The organism is Bulleidia sp. zg-1006 (assembly GCF_016812035.1).
In the GTDB taxonomy this organism is placed as follows: Bacteria; Bacillota_I; Bacilli_A; order Erysipelotrichales; family Erysipelotrichaceae; genus Bulleidia.
Genome location: NZ_CP069178.1, coordinates 1,297,809 through 1,314,946 on the forward strand (window position 1 = coordinate 1,297,809; position 17,138 = coordinate 1,314,946).

At 32.1% G+C, this 17,138-nt stretch carries 17 protein-coding genes and 3 pseudogenes; 3 read left to right on the forward strand and 17 right to left on the reverse strand.

The features are described from left to right. Window positions 1-82 precede the first annotated feature (82 nt). Window positions 83-760 (reverse strand): GIY-YIG nuclease family protein, encoded by a 678-nt coding sequence (locus JOS54_RS06585; RefSeq protein WP_203244802.1) that lies wholly within the window; start codon window positions 758-760, stop codon window positions 83-85. A 12-nt stretch (window positions 761-772) separates the two neighbouring features. After that, window positions 773-1,657, reverse strand: a complete 885-nt coding sequence (locus JOS54_RS06590; protein WP_203244803.1) for a hypothetical protein — start codon at window positions 1,655-1,657, stop codon at window positions 773-775. 216 nt (window positions 1,658-1,873) lie between these two features. Between JOS54_RS06590 and JOS54_RS06595 the strand changes: the two genes are divergently transcribed. Continuing rightward, window positions 1,874-3,589 (forward strand): IS1634 family transposase, encoded by a 1,716-nt coding sequence (locus JOS54_RS06595; protein ID WP_203244804.1) that lies wholly within the window; start codon window positions 1,874-1,876, stop codon window positions 3,587-3,589. 67 nt (window positions 3,590-3,656) lie between these two features. On the opposite strand, the gene JOS54_RS06600 is transcribed toward JOS54_RS06595, so the two are convergent. From JOS54_RS06600 to JOS54_RS06655, 13 genes and pseudogenes are all read right to left on the reverse strand, one after another. After that, complete coding sequence (locus JOS54_RS06600) at window positions 3,657-4,805, reverse strand: restriction endonuclease subunit S (RefSeq protein ID WP_203244805.1); 1,149 nt, start codon at window positions 4,803-4,805, stop codon at window positions 3,657-3,659. Next, window positions 4,805-6,670, reverse strand: coding sequence for a class I SAM-dependent DNA methyltransferase (locus tag JOS54_RS06605; protein ID WP_203244806.1), 1,866 nt, complete (start codon window positions 6,668-6,670; stop codon window positions 4,805-4,807). The genes JOS54_RS06600 and JOS54_RS06605 overlap by 1 nt, the downstream gene beginning before the upstream one ends. A gap of 11 nt (window positions 6,671-6,681) precedes the next feature. Then, a complete protein-coding gene (locus tag JOS54_RS06610) occupies window positions 6,682-6,885 on the reverse strand; it encodes a helix-turn-helix transcriptional regulator (RefSeq protein WP_203244807.1) in 204 nt (67 codons plus the stop codon). Between the two features lie 87 nt (window positions 6,886-6,972). Further along, window positions 6,973-7,515 carry a hypothetical protein gene (locus tag JOS54_RS06615; RefSeq protein WP_203244808.1) on the reverse strand — a complete coding sequence of 181 codons (543 nt, stop codon included), beginning with the start codon at window positions 7,513-7,515 and terminating at the stop codon, window positions 6,973-6,975. Continuing rightward, complete coding sequence (locus JOS54_RS06620; RefSeq protein ID WP_203244809.1) at window positions 7,475-7,804, reverse strand: hypothetical protein; 330 nt, start codon at window positions 7,802-7,804, stop codon at window positions 7,475-7,477. Before JOS54_RS06620 ends, JOS54_RS06615 begins: the two co-directional genes overlap by 41 nt. A gap of 952 nt (window positions 7,805-8,756) precedes the next feature. Beyond that, the gene (locus tag JOS54_RS06625) at window positions 8,757-9,248 is read right to left on the reverse strand and encodes a hypothetical protein (RefSeq protein WP_203244810.1); all 492 of its coding nucleotides are present in this window, start codon (window positions 9,246-9,248) and stop codon (window positions 8,757-8,759) included. Between the two features lie 419 nt (window positions 9,249-9,667). Next, window positions 9,668-10,222 carry a hypothetical protein gene (locus JOS54_RS06630; RefSeq protein WP_203244811.1) on the reverse strand — a complete coding sequence of 185 codons (555 nt, stop codon included), beginning with the start codon at window positions 10,220-10,222 and terminating at the stop codon, window positions 9,668-9,670. Between the two features lie 83 nt (window positions 10,223-10,305). Beyond that, window positions 10,306-11,166: pseudogene (locus JOS54_RS06635) on the reverse strand (VirB4-like conjugal transfer ATPase); the annotation flags it as partial. Further along, on the reverse strand, window positions 11,136-11,267 hold the full coding sequence (locus tag JOS54_RS07955; RefSeq protein WP_255520683.1) for a hypothetical protein: 132 nt from the start codon (window positions 11,265-11,267) through the stop codon (window positions 11,136-11,138). The pseudogene JOS54_RS06635 and the gene JOS54_RS07955, both read right to left, overlap by 31 nt. A 157-nt stretch (window positions 11,268-11,424) precedes the next feature. Further along, window positions 11,425-11,892, reverse strand: a complete 468-nt coding sequence (locus JOS54_RS06640; protein WP_203244812.1) for a hypothetical protein — start codon at window positions 11,890-11,892, stop codon at window positions 11,425-11,427. 115 nt (window positions 11,893-12,007) lie between these two features. Next, window positions 12,008-13,678: a recombinase family protein gene (locus tag JOS54_RS06645; RefSeq protein ID WP_203244813.1), complete on the reverse strand. Its 1,671-nt coding sequence runs from the start codon at window positions 13,676-13,678 to the stop codon at window positions 12,008-12,010. Window positions 13,679-13,732: 54 nt separating this feature from the next. Next, window positions 13,733-14,290 (reverse strand): annotated as a pseudogene (locus JOS54_RS06650) (type IV secretory system conjugative DNA transfer family protein); the annotation flags it as partial. Continuing rightward, window positions 14,287-14,694 (reverse strand): annotated as a pseudogene (locus JOS54_RS06655) (PcfB family protein); the annotation flags it as partial. The pseudogenes JOS54_RS06650 and JOS54_RS06655, both read right to left, overlap by 4 nt. A gap of 40 nt (window positions 14,695-14,734) precedes the next feature. On the opposite strand from JOS54_RS06655, the gene JOS54_RS06660 reads away from it, so the two are divergent. Continuing rightward, window positions 14,735-15,064: a hypothetical protein gene (locus JOS54_RS06660; protein ID WP_238928344.1), complete on the forward strand. Its 330-nt coding sequence runs from the start codon at window positions 14,735-14,737 to the stop codon at window positions 15,062-15,064. Continuing rightward, window positions 15,034-15,906, forward strand: a complete 873-nt coding sequence (locus JOS54_RS06665; protein WP_203245802.1) for an IS3 family transposase — start codon at window positions 15,034-15,036, stop codon at window positions 15,904-15,906. The genes JOS54_RS06660 and JOS54_RS06665 overlap by 31 nt, the downstream gene beginning before the upstream one ends. Before the next feature lie 84 nt (window positions 15,907-15,990). On the opposite strand, the gene JOS54_RS06670 is transcribed toward JOS54_RS06665, so the two are convergent. Both JOS54_RS06670 and JOS54_RS06675 read right to left on the reverse strand, forming a co-directional pair. Then, complete coding sequence (locus JOS54_RS06670) at window positions 15,991-16,272, reverse strand: CD1845 family protein (RefSeq protein WP_203244816.1); 282 nt, start codon at window positions 16,270-16,272, stop codon at window positions 15,991-15,993. 11 nt (window positions 16,273-16,283) lie between these two features. Beyond that, window positions 16,284-17,135: a KilA-N domain-containing protein gene (locus JOS54_RS06675; RefSeq protein ID WP_203244817.1), complete on the reverse strand. Its 852-nt coding sequence runs from the start codon at window positions 17,133-17,135 to the stop codon at window positions 16,284-16,286. Between the last annotated feature and the right edge of the window lie 3 nt (window positions 17,136-17,138).

Consider the following 17,138-nt stretch of genomic DNA (forward strand, 5'->3'; position numbering starts at 1 on the left):
CAGCAAAATCGTATTTTACTTAATGTCCACTGTTCTTACAAGCAATCATTACTCAATCAATTACATTTTAAAAATTATGCCACTAGTCTTCTTTTTCTCTATATTTTTCAATAAGGTTCCCTTGTAAGTCTTTCCATTCTACCCATCCATTATTAGATTTCCCAATAACTATCCAACCGGCACTTGACGGATTCATACATACAATATCTTCTTGTAATATATTATCTTTTATTTTTGCATTTCTTCTAATAGATGGTATATAGCCTTTTTTGGTATTACCACAAAAACTTCCTTTTAATACTGTGAATACTCCCTCTTTAACTGTAGCTTTCCCATTTACTTTCCCAAAACCTCTTATATTACGATTTAATATATACTCTCCATCCGGAACAAATCCACTCTCCGTTTTAAGTTTTATCTCTTCTGTAGATTCTTCGAATACTTCTTTTTTACTTTTATCCTTAGGATAAATTTGTTTACCATCTAAAGAAGATAATAAGGATTTTGCGACCTCTATATCTAATGCAAATAATTCAGTGCCGACAATTCTACTTTTACTAAAGATATCATGAATAAGTTTTTCTTTCTCATCATATCCATCCACTTCGATAGCAAACTCCCTTTTTAACCCCGTGATATTGGCATATCCATTACTTTCTAAAAATCTCATTCTATTTTCAAATTGATCATTTCCCGTCTTGCCAATCTTGATAAGACCGGAAACAACTGTAGTCATTAAATATATTATTCCCTTTGCCATATATTTCTCCCATTAGCTAATATTATTCATTTTTACATATTCGCCAATCTGTGCAATCAACGCCTTTAATACTTGTAAACAAATTAAGGCAGTATGTTTATCAGGGGTAAATTTAGAACATAATTGTTGATAAGGATGAATATAGTTTCTAAATTCTCTAACCACATGACTAAATTTCTTTACATCTTCATTGATTATTCTTAGTTCATATGCTGAATTTATAAAATTATTAAGAGTCCAATCATTGAATTTCTTCACTTTTTTGGTGTTATTATCAATAGGAGCAGAATTACTTTTATTAAAGCTATCAGGACATTTCAACGCTACCCCCAATAGAATTCCTTCCATAATACTTCCAATCAAAATAATCGATGAAAGAGAATTTCCTATTGATGTATTGCTTTCAGCTTCTAAAATCCTTATCTTTAAAATTTCAGTAAGCGAATATTCTAATCCAATGCTATCAATTGAGCTATCAAAATTTAATTGTAAAAATTCTTTTTCAGACACTTCTGATGTTTTTTCCTTGTTTTCAATAATTATTTCGTCTAGTTTCTTAAAAGTGATTTTTTCATTTTCTCTTATAACTCTCCACTTATCAAAAACTAAATACTGATTAAAATCTACAATTAGCTCATCTAAGTATGCTACTCTGCCTATGTAGTTATTTACAGCAAATATAGATTTTATACATTTATCTAATTCCGGTGTTCCATTGATTTTTTCCAATTTATAATCTGTGAAAACCCATCTTGATGGAAAGCCTTGACCATAAGAATCATTAAATCCAAGTTCATTAAAAAAACTTACTAACTTTGGTCCTGACTTATAATCATCCGTACCATCTCCATTTATTATATTTCTAAGTTTTTCTAATGTTTTCTTACATAAAATCAAAACTTATCACACCCCCATTCTTTACTTTATACCATTATAGTTTATCTGCATACGGTAATTTTTTTACATAATTTTCGGGAATTTGACAGTTTTGAATTTTATATTTTCTTAAAAAGCTAGTAAATACTAGCTTTTTTGCTGTTTTCATGTCAAATTCAGGGGATTTCGTTTGTAATAATATGTAATATCTGATATAATATTAGTGGAGGTGTGCCTATGTTTATCACTAAATCGAAATCTAAAAACTCGACCTTTTATTATCTTGCCTATTCTAAAAGAACCGGTAAAAAAGTTTCTACCCATATCTTTGAAGCCCTTGGAAGTGCTGATGATATTCGTAAAAAGGTGGGTGACCCTAATCTTGATGTTGATACTTGGACTAAAGCATATGCTAAGCAAAAAACTTTAGAGATGAAAGAAGATAAGGAAAGAATTACTGTTTCTTTTGCGCCTGCTAATCGAATTAATCATAAAACAATTCGTCATGTGCATATTGGTTATTTCTTTATCCAAAAAATATTAAAGGACTGTGGTTTAACTAAGATTAGTGATAAAATCAAAAAAGAAGGACAATTCAAATTTGATTTAAACCAAATTATGCGTTATCTTGTTGCGAGTAGGATTTTAGCACCTGGTTCTAAACTATCCACTTTTGAGTTTTCAAAGCATTTCTTTGAAGCCCCAAATTTCGCTTTACACGATGTATATCGTACTTTAGAAAAAATGTATGAATACAAAGATTTTATTCAAGAAAGTTTATACCAAACAACCCACAATAACTTTAAACGCAATTCATCTATCTTATATTATGATTGTACTAACTACTTTTTTGAAATTGAAGAAGAAAAAGGAATTAGACAATATGGATTATCTAAAGAACATCGACCTAATCCGATTGTGCAAATGGGCTTATTTTTAGATCAGTATGGTTTACCCCTTGCTTTTGATATCTTTCAAGGCAATAAAAACGAACAAGCTTCTCTAAAACCTATCGAACAAAAAATTATTAAAGACTATGGATTAGATAAAGTGATTATCTGTTGTGATGCCGGTTTAAATAGTTGTACTAATAAGAAATTCAATGATATCACTAATCGTGGTTTTATTATGACTTATTCACTTAAAAAGGCAAAACAAGCAATTAAAGATTGGGTATTTGAAGATAGTGGTTGGAAAAGAGATGGTGATGGTAAAGTTTTTCGATTATCAGAAATAAAAGAATTAGAAAATGACTATCATATCTATTATAAAGAAAGATGGATTAAGGAAAATGGTGTTGAAGAAAGAATCATTGTAAGTTATTCGCCGGAATACGCCGGTTATCAAGAACATCTTAGATCCAAACAAATAATCAGAGCAGAAGCAGTCATTTCAAGTAATAAGAAATTAAGAAATCATCAAAAAGCAACAGATTTTAAACGATTAATAGCCATTGACTATACCAATGAAGATGGAGTATCCGCAAAAGAACAACATCTATCCTTAAATAGTGAAAAAATAGCTGAAGAAAGCAAATGGGATGGTTTATACTGTATTAGCACTAATTTAGAAGATAATATCAAGATTATCTTACAAGTACATCGTCAAAGATGGAAGATTGAAGAAAGTTTTAGAATATTAAAAAGTGAATTTAAAGCACGACCGGTATATCTTAGTAGAGAAAGTAGAATATACTCACACTTTTTAACTTGCTTTATGGCATTGTTAGTTGAAAGGATTATTGAAAAAAACTTAGTTCAATACACCACAAAAGAAATTATAACAACCTTAAGAAGTATGCAATTATGTGAGATAGGCAATAAACAATACATTCCTGCTTATACTAGAACAGTAATAACTGATAAATTACACGATGTTTTTAAGTTTAATACTGACTATGAGATTATGAGTTTTAAAAGCTTAAATGAAATTAATAAGAAGACCAAAAGTTAAAATATTATTACATTTTGAATAAAGAAAAAAGATGAAAAAAAGGCTTAAATAGAGCGTTTTTTCATCTTTATCTTTTTAAAACTGTCAAATTTAGGAGTTTATCTGCATACGGTAATTTTTTTACATAATTTTCTATCCATTCCCAATCAGGCATATAACCATCATCAGAATAGGTTTTATTTTCGTCATATGCAAACTTTAATCCGTCCATCTTTATCGGCAGTTTAATCGTAAAATCCTTTCTAAAATGTGAATTCAACTCTCTTCCAAATGCTTGATATTTTACTTTGCATTCATTTCTAATTAAAGTCGTTATAAATAACTTAGAATATATAGATAATGGCTCTTTCTCTTGTAAAATGCCAACATTTTGAGCTGTGTAGAACGGTTCTTTTTGAATAAAACAAGAACCTAAAAAGCTACCACCCAACGCTAATGACATTGTACCTGCTGGAAAAGGATCTTCCCCTTCTATTTCATCAACAAATCCAACTACACCATTCCCATTACTGTCTCTTGAAACATAATTATATTTCGGATTATAGTTTGTTGTAGCAACTGCATCTATACCATTACCCATTCTAGTTTTAAATAGTTTGTGCAAATAAAAATCCTTCCAATTTTCCATAATAATACCGAGACTTTTATCACCACTCGTATTTATAGTTTTCAAACTATCTCTAATAGAGCTTTTACTCTCTCTCTCTGCATTTTCAACATTTCCCATGAATTCATTTATGAAATCAAAGTCAGGAATGTAACCTTCTGACGAAAAAATCTTTTCAGGATCAATAATGTATTCATTGTTTAGCATTTTAGCAGGAAGCTTAATATTAATTTTTTTACTATCTCCAACCCTACATTGCCTACCATAATTCCATTTATAGTTTTCACTGAAATTGATAATAGCAGTAATAAACAATCCTATTTTTCGGTTTAGCTCAAAATTTTTAGGTCTGAATATATTAACATCACTTGTTGCACAGAAATCTTCAGACTGATAAAAAGTAGTACATCCTACTTTTCCAGTAACAATACAATTTCCAGCAAATTCTGGTTCTAAATTTATTCGTTGCTGTATGCCATTATTTTCATTCGATGCAGATATATATGGAGTATCACCAATATCATATTCATCAGAATAGTGATATATACCTGCACTTATTTCAAATAGTTTTTCTAAATTGAAATTTTTCCATTTACTTGTATTCAACATTATTTTCCACCACTCTTAATTAAATATGAATAATAATCACGGATAGTGCGTTCAAAATCATCTACTGTGAGTTTTGTATAATCCGTCTCCATATAAGCTTCAGCCAACCACTCATCTTTCCAAGTAACCTTTTTCATTACAGACAGCCCTGGGACTTCTCTTTTATTTTTATACAAATCCAACCATTCAGCTTCGGTCTTTAACCACAAGCTATTTCCATCTTGGTCTGTTTGTTCTACCCTTCCAAGCCCTTTTCGCTTAATGAATTTATCATCTTTGAAATATCCAAAAAATGTATCTCTATTAGCTCGCTCATGCTTTTGAGACAAGTCAAAAATCATGCAACATGCAATAGCTGAAGCTCCTGGATAGAACATTTCATTAGGTAAAGAGAAAACTGCGTCTAATGTGTAGTTATCCAACATTTTCTTTTTGAATTTTTTAACATCTCCTGTGTTTCCAATTGCTGCCTGCATAGGAAGTAAAACGGCAATTTTGCATGTACTTGGAACATGCCTTGCTACCCATTCAACGAAATGAAATCCTTTAGATGGATCTTCCTTCTTTTTTGAATCCCATGTTTTTGTATAATGAGGATCACAGAATTTTTTGGTCGCATTGTATGGAGGATTCATAAGAACAATATTTATATTCTTATCCTGTATCCATTCTGCCCTATCAAACATAGACGCTTGTACCACATTAGAATTTCCATCTCCGTGTATCAGCATATTTGTAGATGACAAACCAAAAGCTCCATTTTCATATTCTATTCCAAAAATTTGATTTTTCTTTACATTATCACGCTCTGCTTCAGCTTCGCAATCATCCATAACATCCGTCATTGCCCTAACTATAAAAGCTCCACTACCGCAACAAGGATCTAATACTCTTGAATTCTTATTAACTCCTACCGCCTTACTCATAAAGTCACATATATGATCAGGTGTAAATGCTTGATTCTTGTCAGACTTACCAACATATTTATTGAATGTTGTAAAGAATAAATTCAATAAGTCTTGCCCTGCCGTATTTTTATCGTTTATATATGGAACGATATTAGAATCTATAAATTCTAATATATCCTTTATTTCTTCATATGTTAAAGTCGCTATATCTTGGTCATCCAAAACCTTGTTATTCAGAACTGATAACTTACCCGCTTTATTTAGGTCAGTTATATCTCCACTTTTAGACAATAAGCCAGATAAAATACTTTTTATATTGTTTATCACGACTTTTTCAGGCGATAAGCTATTCCCAGTATTTGGGTCAATAGTCGCACTTACATTTTTATAAGTAAGACCGTTTTTCAAAGCTAATAAACAGGTGCCTACAAATTGACTTCTCAGTTTTTCATTGACACCATCAGAATGCAATTTTTCGTTAAGTATCTTAATTGAATCTACAACCTTAATTTTGTCGTTGACTTTACCAAAACAAAGATTTTCATAGTCTTCAAATGTTTTAATGATTGATTCGTCTGATTTTTTATGCTCATCATCTACAATTACTGATTGACCATACCATACCCATACATCATCGCCATCAGTTTCTGCCAATATGGCAACTATCTTTTTATCAGAGTATGCTTTTTCATATCTTACATAATCTTGTAATTGTTTTTGAATTTTCTCTTTTTTCCACTTAGAAAACTTGTTTTTACACTCGACTAATATTGCCAACCTATCGTTTTCAAAACGAATATCTAAAAATTGGTGATTCTTCTGAGTATCGCCCTTTTGATAATCTTTAATATCCTTACCAACTGAAGCAAGTGCTTTAACATAGCTAAATTCTCCAGTTTCGGTATTTCCAATATGATACCGACTACCTATTCTTCGAATAATGTCAAACCTATTCACAACAATAACTCCTATTCCTTAGTAAATTCCAAAATATCATCAACCATGCAGTCTAACGCCAGACAAATTTTTTCTAGTACTTCCACAGTAACATTTCCGTCTCCGTTCAGTTTATTGATAGTGTAATTACTTATCCCTGCAAGCTCTGACAATTCTTTTTTCTTCATATTTTTATCTAAAAGTAAATGCCATAGTTTTTTATATGATACGCTCATTTGACACTCCTTCCATTTTTACATCCATTTCATTATAGTACAAACAAAATAAAAAGCATAGTTTTCACTATGTTTTTTTAGCTATTTTTAAAATTCCAATTCTTTTTGCTTCTTCTTTTTTGTATTCTCTTTTTGTAAATATTTTTCGTTTTCAATCTGCTCCATAACACTTTTCTTCGGCTCATTATCCTTTTTCAGATAATCTCTCATATTGCTTTCAAGCTTTTCAAGGACTTTACATTCAGCCTGTAGCTCATTACATTCCTTTACAAGCTTTGTCTGCTCTTTAAGTATGTTTTTAGAATGTTGGTTCAATCCTTTGAATAGATCGTTACCATTTCCTTTCTTCAAGGCTTTAAGTAATTCACCTTTCAAATGAGGAAATTGCTTTATGAAAACCTCTCCTTCCTCATAGCTTTTTTCGTAGGCTTCGATGTCTTTTTTATTCATCATCATATAAATTTTATCATTCTGATTTTTCTTATAACCTTTGTAATGCTCTCGCTTATTGATGCATACTTGAATAGATTTAACGACTTCCTTAAGCCTTCTCTGTTCAAATCCCAACTTTTCAAAAGTCTTTCTTTTATCAGTATTCCAGTAGGAAATTCGCCTTATTTCTTCTTGCAATTCTGATAATAAATTGAACCCTCTCTCTCATTTCAAGGACTGTTGAAGCTGCTGTTTTAAGATTATGTTTTGTTGCCCAATATTCATATCCTTTACTGGTCTTTGCCTTATCGTTATTTTTAAGGTCTATGATATTGCCAAGTTCTTTCTTTTTATTCAGGATTCGCTCCTTAATTCTTTCCTCAGTGTAATTCACCCCAATAGTCTTTGCTCTGGTAAATCTCTGCTGATTTTTGCTTTTGAAGGCAATGTGTTTTCCAATCTTAATTTCATAACCGCAGCCTTCCATTTTAGATAAAAAGTCCTGTCAGTTGATTGACTGTTTTATAGTTCTATCCATATCAAATTGAAGCCTTGATTTATAGCCACTCCCTTTTTTATCTTCATTCCAATCATGCCAACTTACAAATTTTCTTCGCTTAATCTCGTTGATTTCCCTTTCTGTTTCTTGGTCAAGTACAGATAAATTATGTTCCCTACAAAGTCTGTCGCTCTGATTTCTGATATTCATATTATCAATACAGATTATTATGAAATAAATGAATTCGATTTAACTGAGAATGATTTTTCTATTTCTGACGATGTAGAAAACTTTATAGCAAAATATCTTGACAATTACAATACTATTGTAAATTTATATCCTATCACTTGTATGATATGCACTACATACATTTTGTTTATGCTCTTAAGTTGTTCTGTCCTTCGGTGTTTCCACCTACTATGACTTCTGATGACTTCTCATAGTTTGTTGTTACTACTATTTCGTCTATGAGACCTCACGGGATAAGTTCTAATACTTTCATCGTTTACTTGCAGGATTTACGCTTTGGTTTACGGTTGCCTTTTGGGTCTTTGTTATCTTTGGCTAGCTTGCCCACTTTTTACGCCTCATATCCTGTTTCTGTACGTCAAGCCACAATTTCGCTATTGCTTCTTCTCTCCTTTATATCGCCATACAAAACTTGCAAGTCGCTGTCAGATTCGTTGACAACTACGCTCTTTAAGGAATTTCACCTCAGCTTTAGAACATGCTCGTCATACCAAAGAAATCGGAGACAAATATTTCTAAATATCTCTGGTGTAAAGTACAGTTTTTGGGAATCCCCTTATTTGACTTCTAACTCCTTATGTGGTTTACTCACAACTCTTCACCAACACTATTTAAGAAAGAGCCAAGATTTTTAGGTCTTAAAGTTATGTGCTTTCTTTTATAATATTCGATGATTTAGAGAAACTGGTAGTTATATATGCCTATTCAACCAGTCAATCTTCTTAAAGTCTTTATGGTTATTATTATCGTTTCTATATGAGTCTTTTGATGATGCTTCATAAATACTTAAAAACTGTTTCAGACTCGGTACACGAAACTTTATTTCGTTTAGTTGAATAAGTTCTATATCCGATTCGGCAATACCCGCAAAATCATATAAGGAATCAATTAATCCGTATTCTACGCTAATTCCATTTTTCCGGAATTCATGCTCATGAATGTCCACTAAATCATATCCCAATTCTTTCATAACCGTCATTATTTTATCCCAATTATAAATTCTAACTTCATCGGGAGCTTCCCATCCTCTTGGATCTCCCGAAACATGAATATCAATATCTGATGGTTTCCAATCTTCTTTTGACATAAATTCCAATCCTAAAGAACCCATTAATGTAGGCACGATTCCGATTTTATTTAAATATAAGCAAACGCTCCTAAATTCATCAAATAAAATACTCATTTCTTCTCCTCCAAAATTCCAATTTAGAATTCACTATTTCTACAAAAGCCTCCCTCCAAAACGATGGAAGGCTTTTATAAACTTTTACCTACCTTATTGCCCTTCGGTCAATAAGTATCACTCGTGAAACTTACTAAATTCAACAACTCCTTTTCAGACCTGCTTTTTCAGGTTTTTAGTATCAAAATAGTATCATTCAAGAGTTTTTTGTTTTTGCATATCGCTAAAACCCACTATTTTCAGTGGATTTGCAATAGTAACATATTTGATACTGTTACTCGAACTCGATATATACATTGATTTTGTTTTGTATAAATAACATAAAATCAATGGTTTTATAATTGGATTTAGCCTTATTATCCAATTTATTTCTGTTTATCTGATTTTTTGCAAGCATATTGCAAGCATGAAACTACAACCTATTCTTTAGCATTCATTTTTACCTCTGAAATCAAAATACCATTTTCATTATTTTTTAACATTTCAGAAATCAAATTTTTAGAAAAAGTCACAGTACTATTACCTATATCAGCCTCAAACATATCCGAATATTTTTCTTGCAACAATTTTGAAAGAATACTACTAATGCCACAGTTCAATAACGCAATTTTAGTTTTATCATCTGTTCCGTATTTTATTTTTAAATAAAGTGACTCTTCAATTAGTTCTAAAGAATATAGTACTTCTATATATTTTACTAGTTCATTATCTATAAAATCATATTCTTCTTTCAATCTTACGATAGCTAAATTAACCTTTTCATATTCATCTTTTTCTGTAATGTCAGTCCAATACTCTTTATGTCCACCTCTGGTTTTATCCCCCCATTTACCAACATAAACAATTCTTGATTGCTCTTCTCTAAGCGTATTCCAATATCCAACCACCTCATCTATCATTACTTTCATGGTAAATCCCATTATTCTCCAGTTAATTAGCATTTTATAAAAACTTTGTGCTTCATGTTCTCTCAAACGCTTTAAATTATTGTATTCTCCTTTACTATCATTTATTTTAGAAAAAAATAAATAGTCTATTATATTGAAAACTGTGTCTATAGTCCTCTATCTATTTCGATCTTATTTACTCCAAGTGGTAATACACTTATAAAGCCTTGTTCTTGACTATGATCTAAGCGTTTAATCTTACAATTATGCTTGCTTGCAATAGATGAAATTTGAGAAATAGTCGTATCAAGTTTTTGTACTGTCCTTGCAAAATTCATAAAGACAATCGTTACGATAAACATACGCTCATCCCTTGTCTGGAGATCTTTTAAAAGCATCTTGATATTATCTCCATAGGTAATTAAATCACTTGGCAAGATGTCCATATCATAGCCACTTCTAACTGCCTTTTTATTTTCCTCAATTTTCATCTTATCAATATCTGTATTTTTTCTTTTCACCATTTTAATCGCTTCTGTCTGCTCAACTGCCTTGATATGAAAAGAAATATTGATGTTATCATCTATATCTAAAAATTCTGCAAGCATTCTATCCGATAGCTCACTTGCAAGTATTTGAAGATGACTTACTGCTCCAATATATTTTCCAAATTTAAAATACTTACTCCGTACAAAATTAAAAGAATCTGGTGTAATCACCGTCTTTGTACTTTCTCTTGGTTTTAAGTCTTTATATGAAAAAGAAAAGAGCTTATCTGGATTTAAAATATCGTGTAAGACCTTTAGCCTTTCTGTTCCAGTTAAGCCCTCGGCACGAACTCCCATGCTCTTTAGATTTGACAATATATCTATTTCAAGTCGCTCAAGTTTTGCAGTCGCTTGCTCCAAACTATCCGCTTCTACTCCAAAGGTGATATACTTGGATTTCTTTAAGCCATTATTCCCCTTTGCAAGCTGACTTTTTAACATCTCACGAAACTCTAATCGAATATCATCATATCTCTCTTTTTTCGTTCTTCCTGTTTCTGCTGACTGATGAGCTTTTTTCTTTTGTTTTGTAACTGCTTGATTTCTTCTTCTGCCATTAAGATTTTTTCATCTATATTTTTCATTTTCTTTGTCCTTTCTTCTAAAATCTGAGTAACAAAAAAACAGTAAACCATTTTTGATTTACTGCTTCATAAGTTGCTATATTATTACTTGTATTTAATTGTTTCATTTCGACAAACTGAAAATTTTCTCTAAATTTCTACAATTTAGCAATATACTTCAATTAAATTCCTTCTTGCAACATAACAAACTTTCTATCATAACCAAAAGTAAATTTTCTGGATTTATTTCAAATCCATTGACTGTAATCCTATTATTAAAGTATTCAATTGATTTATCGTGATTAAGAAATTTATTGATACAGAGGTACTGTTCAACCTCATCAAGTACGAAAGCACTCTCCTTCAAAGACAAATCACCAAAACCATTTGCATAATGAACACTTTTCATAATTGGTTTTAGCTTTGTTTTAGGATATTCTTCCTTGAGCATATTTCTTAATAAAATCACAAGACGATTAAATGTTTGACAATTCAAATCCTCTACGCTAATATTTTTAATAATATTTTCATTGCGTAAATGTTCAATTAGTTGAATCAAACATTGTTTTAAATCAGTAACGATATTTTCACTCATTAAAGGCATTTCTCCCTTTCCTCGACTTTCAACTGTGAAATCAAATTCCACACCAAAATTGACTACCAGTATATCATTTCCTTAAACTTATTTATAACTCTATTTATTTAAGATAGAAATCAAAGCAAATTTATCTTTCTAAATATTTAGTAATATTATACCATTTTTAAGCCATTTTTTCTATATCAGCTTTCTGTGGCACTTGGCAGTTACCTATAAAGTTAAAGTACACATCAACTTGTTGTTTTCTATATTTGCCTTTTCTTCCTCCTGTGGCTTCATGGACTACTACTTTTTCTATATACTCATTTATCATTGGTACTGTCAATTCCTCAATATCGGTATACTTTTCTATCATTTTTAGGAATTTATCGGTGTCAACTTTTCTCTGATGGTAGCTTTCTATTTCATTTTCAAAATACTGTATTTGCTTTTCTAAGTCTTGTTGCTCCGTATCATAGATATTAAACAATCTGTCAAAGTGTTTTACAGGTATTTTTCCAAGAGCATGGTCTTCGTATAGCTTTGTAATGAGGGTTGTTAGTTCTTCATTTCTTGATGACAGTTTTTCTAATTTCTCTTTATCTTCTTGATACTTTTCTTCTCGTTTTTCATCGGATAGCTTGTTCATCACTTTTAGAAATTCTTGCTTTTCTTCTTTTGCAAAGTCGGTTATTTCTTTGATTGATTTTAAGAGTATTTCATTCACTGTTTTTACTTTGATATAGTGCATACTGCAAGTGCCTTTTCTGTGTCTGTAATGTTGACATACAAAAGAGTAATCACTATCGTATTTCTTTTCTTTATGTTCTGCCGGCTCTCTGTAGCTTAATTTACCTCCACAATCTGCACAGATTAAAAGTCCTGTAAATGGGTGTGAGGTTGTCCCGTACTTTGGACTTCTTCTTACTGTCTTTCTTAGCCTTTGAGCATTATTCCATGTTTCTTCGTCAATGATAGCTTCATGGGTATTTTGGAAGATAATGAGTTCATCTTCTTTTGCCTTTCTTCGCTTCTTAGTTTTGTAATCAAGGCATATTGTTTTACCAAGTACGGTATGTCCCATGTATTCTCTTTTTTCTAAGATATATCCTACTGTGGTCGGTGTCCAAAAATACGGGTCTTCTATTCCTCTTTTCTTTGAGCTATGATTATTTTCAGGGTAATGTATTTCTGCATAGGCTGACGGTATAAGGACTTTATCTTTGGTTAGTATATCTGCTATCTGTGTTACTCCATATCCCTCTATAACAAGCCTATAAATGCGTTTTACGACCTTTGAACTCTCTTTATCGACAAGTAGCTCCTGTTTATTCTTAGGGTTTCTGTAATAGCCGTATGGAACGCTTGGGGATACTCTTTTACCCTCTTCCATTCTTGCTCTGAAGATAGATTGTATTTTTCTTGAGGTATCTCTCGCATACCATTCGTTCATAATGTTTAGAAATGGGGTAAAATCGCTTTCTGCTTGTTTTTCACTGTCTATTCCGTTATTGATGGCGATAAACCTTACTCCCTTTTCTTTGAAAAGTATTTCGGTGTAAAAGCCTACTTTGAGGTAATCTCTGCCAAACCTACTCATATCTTTTACTATCACAGTAGATACTTTGTTTTCTTCTACTGCTTTTATCATCTTTTGAAATCCCTCTCTATCAAAGGTTGTTCCGCTTACTCCGTCATCGGTATAGTGATAGATATTTACAAAGCCGTTTCTTTTCGCATAACTTTCAAGTAGTTGTTTTTGATTGGTGATGGAATTGCTTTCTCCTTGCATTTCATCATCTCGACTTAAACGCTCATAAAGGGCTGTCTGTCCTATTCTTTTCGTATTTGACATGAGAATTACCTCCTTTCCAAGTTTTTATGATTTTCTCTGTCCCTATGAGGTTAATCCTTTAGGATCTGTAACACAATATGAAGAGTGCATTTGCATTAGGTTCGGCTTTACATAAAATCTCGTTTTTCCTGAACCAGAACCACCTATAACAACTACATTTTTATTTCTTGCATACTTTGGATTTGCCGGTCTTCCATTCATTGTTAATCGCTCAGTTTGAGTAAGCAAGATATTATTTTGGAACTTTTCATCCACATACGGCTGAATATCTTTTGTCGTTCCCCATCTTGCTGATCCATACTCTTTACCTTGCCTAAACTTTTTTGCATTTTTACCTTTGGTATAGACAACAAACTTAATTAAAGCAGCTACTCCCACGCCCATTAAAATATCAGTTGGATGAATACTAGGAATAAAGCTCATGGTGTTAAGCTCTAATATTCCCTGAAAGATTTTGTCTATCACATCGCCACCAGTATATGCTCTTACATGGTGAGAAAAAATATTACCAACATAGAAAAATGCAAGATAGGGAATGTTCTGCTTGAAAAACTTTGCCTTATCTTGCACCTTAAATAAGCCTTTGATGTCCTTTAGTATCTTATCTATCATAGGCTCTGCTCCTTTTGTTTATTCTTGACTTTATCTTTAGAAATAGTATTCTTAGCCATCTCTTTAAATTTCTCTATGTTTTTATGAATTGACTCCTTATTTTTCTCTTTCTTTTCAATATTTGAAAGCACATTTTGAAAAGCTTTATTCATAACCTTTGTATCTTTTGCTTGGAAGAATACAGCATGTGTACCTGTTTCCTTATCTTTCATCACTGAGAATTTAACACCATGTTTATTCAATTCTTTTTTTAGTTCTTTTAATTCACCATCTTTAACATTGATTTCTTCAAGCTGACCTTTCTTAACCATATCTTTGAGTTTTACTTCATTTCCCTCCGCCTTGATAAGTTTATCTAAGCCACCATGTTGTTTGGATCTCTGTTGTAACTTCTTTACTTCTGTTGTAGAGTTATATCTATCAAGTGAGATTTCATATCAAGACTTGGCGATTCGAGAAGGTATAAGCAATCCAAGTATGATTACTAACCGGGTTAATCGCTTTCGCACTGCCGGTCCTGATGCTTTGAAATCTCGCAAGAAAGGTCGAAAGAAAACATTGGATAAATCTAAGATAGATATTAAAGCTCAGGAAGCGGAAGAAAGAATAGTTGATACAAGTGCAGAACATGTTAAAGAATTAGAAGATGAACTGCTTAAGTTAAGAATTGAGAATGCCTTTTTAAAAGAACTGAGGAGGCTGCGTTTAGAGGACGAAACAAAAATGAGAGAACGGCACTCGTCATCAACAGTCTCCGAGGAGAATTCAAACTAAAAGACCTTCTCTCTTGTACAGGTATGCCTAAAGCAACATATATGTACCGGCAGAAAAGATTCGATAGGGAAAACCCTGACAAAGAAATCGAGGAGAAGATTCTTGAAATCAGAGAGACTCACAAGGATTATGGTTATCGTCGAGTGGTTGGAGAATTAAGAAATCAAGGCTACTGTGTAAACAAAAAGAAAGTACAACGTATAATGCAGAAGCTTGGTTTACAGGTTACTTCTTTCACTCGAAAAAGCCGTAAATACAGTTCGTACAAAGGTAAAGTTGGAACAGTTGCTCCTAATCGCATAAGGAGACGATTTAACACGCATATCCCTCATCAGAAGATTACAACAGATACTACGGAGTTTAAGTATTATGAAATTAATGCTAAAGGTCACATGACAATGTACAAGCTTTATCTGGATCCATTTATGGATATGTGTAATGGTGAAATTATAAGCTATGGAATTGACAAGCATCCTTCAACAAAAAATGTTATGGAGGCATTGGAACAGGCTATTGCAATAACATCCGATTGCAAATATAGAAGAACTTTCCATTCGGATCAAGGCCGGGCTTACCAAATGAAAGCATACTCTCATCGTCTCAAGGAAGAAAGAATCTTCCAAAGCATGTCTCGTAAGGGAAACTGTCATGATAACTCTGTTATGGAGAACTTCTTTGGATTACTTAAACAAGAAATCTATTATGGTGTTATTTACTATAGCTATGATGAGCTAAAGTCAGAAATCGAACGATACATAAAGTATTACAATGAACAAAGAATTAAAGAAAAACTAGGATGGCTAAGTCCGGTGCAATACAGGCTTAGACTCTTGGCTACATAAAAATAGCGGAGCAGCCATACAAACTGCTACGCTAAAAAAGTCTAACTTTTGGGGGTCACATCATATTCCATCGTCTTATATCTCTTATATTTCCTTTAATGTATCTTTCGCTACTTCAAGGTATGCTGTAATCCACAGTGCAATTTTAGGTAGTCCATAAGGACTGATTAAGAAAGCTAGTAGTAATGCTACCATTCCAGTTACCATATCATTTTGTATAAAGCATGCTACTGCTCCGATAAACACTAGAAAAGATATTATACCTAAAATCATTCCACTAACTTTTATAATAAATTTTAGAAAAGCAATTAGTATCGACAAGAGCAATATTATTGGAAATAAGATAATTTTCAATGCCCATCTCATAACATACCTCTCTATTTCTTTGACTTATATTCTAAGCTCTTAATACCTGTATTGTTCAACTTTTCAATTGACATCAGCTGAGTTCTGGCAAGCTTTCTTAGTTCTATCATTCTTTCTTTTTGTTCCATACCTTTACCGATAAGAACCGCATTATAGCTTTCCATATTTGCAAGTACAAGTAACTCATTAAGACTTGCATAGTCTCTCATATTACCCTTTAAGTCAGGATTTTCTTCACGCCACTGTTTTGCTCTTTTGTTAAATAAGGCAACATTGAGCATATCGGCTTCACTTGCATACTTATAAGATAACTGTTCTTTGGTAAGATCCTTTAAGAGATATTCTTTGATTGCATCCGTATGAATTTTATAATTAAGCTTTGAAATCTCCCTATTCAGATTCCATCCCAGTGACATCCTTGAATTTTCATCTGACTTAAGTCTCTTATAGTCTTGAATAATATACAACTTAAATTCTGGTGAAATCCATGAAGCGAATTCCATTGCTATATCATAATGTGCATATGTTCCACCATATCTTCCAGACTTTGAAATTATGCCAATAGCATTTGTAGAATCAATCCATTTTTGTGGTGTCATTGTAAATCTATTAAGTCCTGCCTCATTTCTAAACGTGTCGAATTGCACACGGTTAAAATTTTCATTGTTCAGAACTTCCCATAGTCCGATAAATTCCAACGTATTTCTGTTTCTCATCCAGTTCTGAATAACAAACCTCGGATCATCAGTATTTTTATACTTAGCTATATCTGTTAGACTTATATAGTCGTTTTTAAAGTCTTCAGTATAAATTTGAATAGCAAAACCTTTTGCTTCAATCGTGTCTTTTTTTGCCTTAGACATGTG

What these genes read in the sequence shown, in the direction of transcription:
- JOS54_RS06585 (WP_203244802.1), bottom strand. Translation starts at nt 760, where the DNA reads ATGGCAAAGGGAATAATATATTTAATGACTACAGTTGTTTCCGGTCTT.
- JOS54_RS06595 (WP_203244804.1), top strand. Translation starts at nt 1,874, where the DNA reads ATGTTTATCACTAAATCGAAATCTAAAAACTCGACCTTTTATTATCTT.
- JOS54_RS06600 (WP_203244805.1), bottom strand. Translation starts at nt 4,805, where the DNA reads ATGTTGAATACAAGTAAATGGAAAAATTTCAATTTAGAAAAACTATTT.
- JOS54_RS06610 (WP_203244807.1), bottom strand. Translation starts at nt 6,885, where the DNA reads ATGAGCGTATCATATAAAAAACTATGGCATTTACTTTTAGATAAAAAT.
- JOS54_RS06620 (WP_203244809.1), bottom strand. Translation starts at nt 7,804, where the DNA reads ATGGAAGGCTGCGGTTATGAAATTAAGATTGGAAAACACATTGCCTTC.
- JOS54_RS06625 (WP_203244810.1), bottom strand. Translation starts at nt 9,248, where the DNA reads ATGAGTATTTTATTTGATGAATTTAGGAGCGTTTGCTTATATTTAAAT.
- JOS54_RS07955 (WP_255520683.1), bottom strand. Translation starts at nt 11,267, where the DNA reads ATGAAAAATATAGATGAAAAAATCTTAATGGCAGAAGAAGAAATCAAG.
- JOS54_RS06645 (WP_203244813.1), bottom strand. Translation starts at nt 13,678, where the DNA reads ATGTCAAATACGAAAAGAATAGGACAGACAGCCCTTTATGAGCGTTTA.
- JOS54_RS06670 (WP_203244816.1), bottom strand. Translation starts at nt 16,272, where the DNA reads ATGAGATGGGCATTGAAAATTATCTTATTTCCAATAATATTGCTCTTG.
- JOS54_RS06675 (WP_203244817.1), bottom strand. Translation starts at nt 17,135, where the DNA reads ATGTCTAAGGCAAAAAAAGACACGATTGAAGCAAAAGGTTTTGCTATT.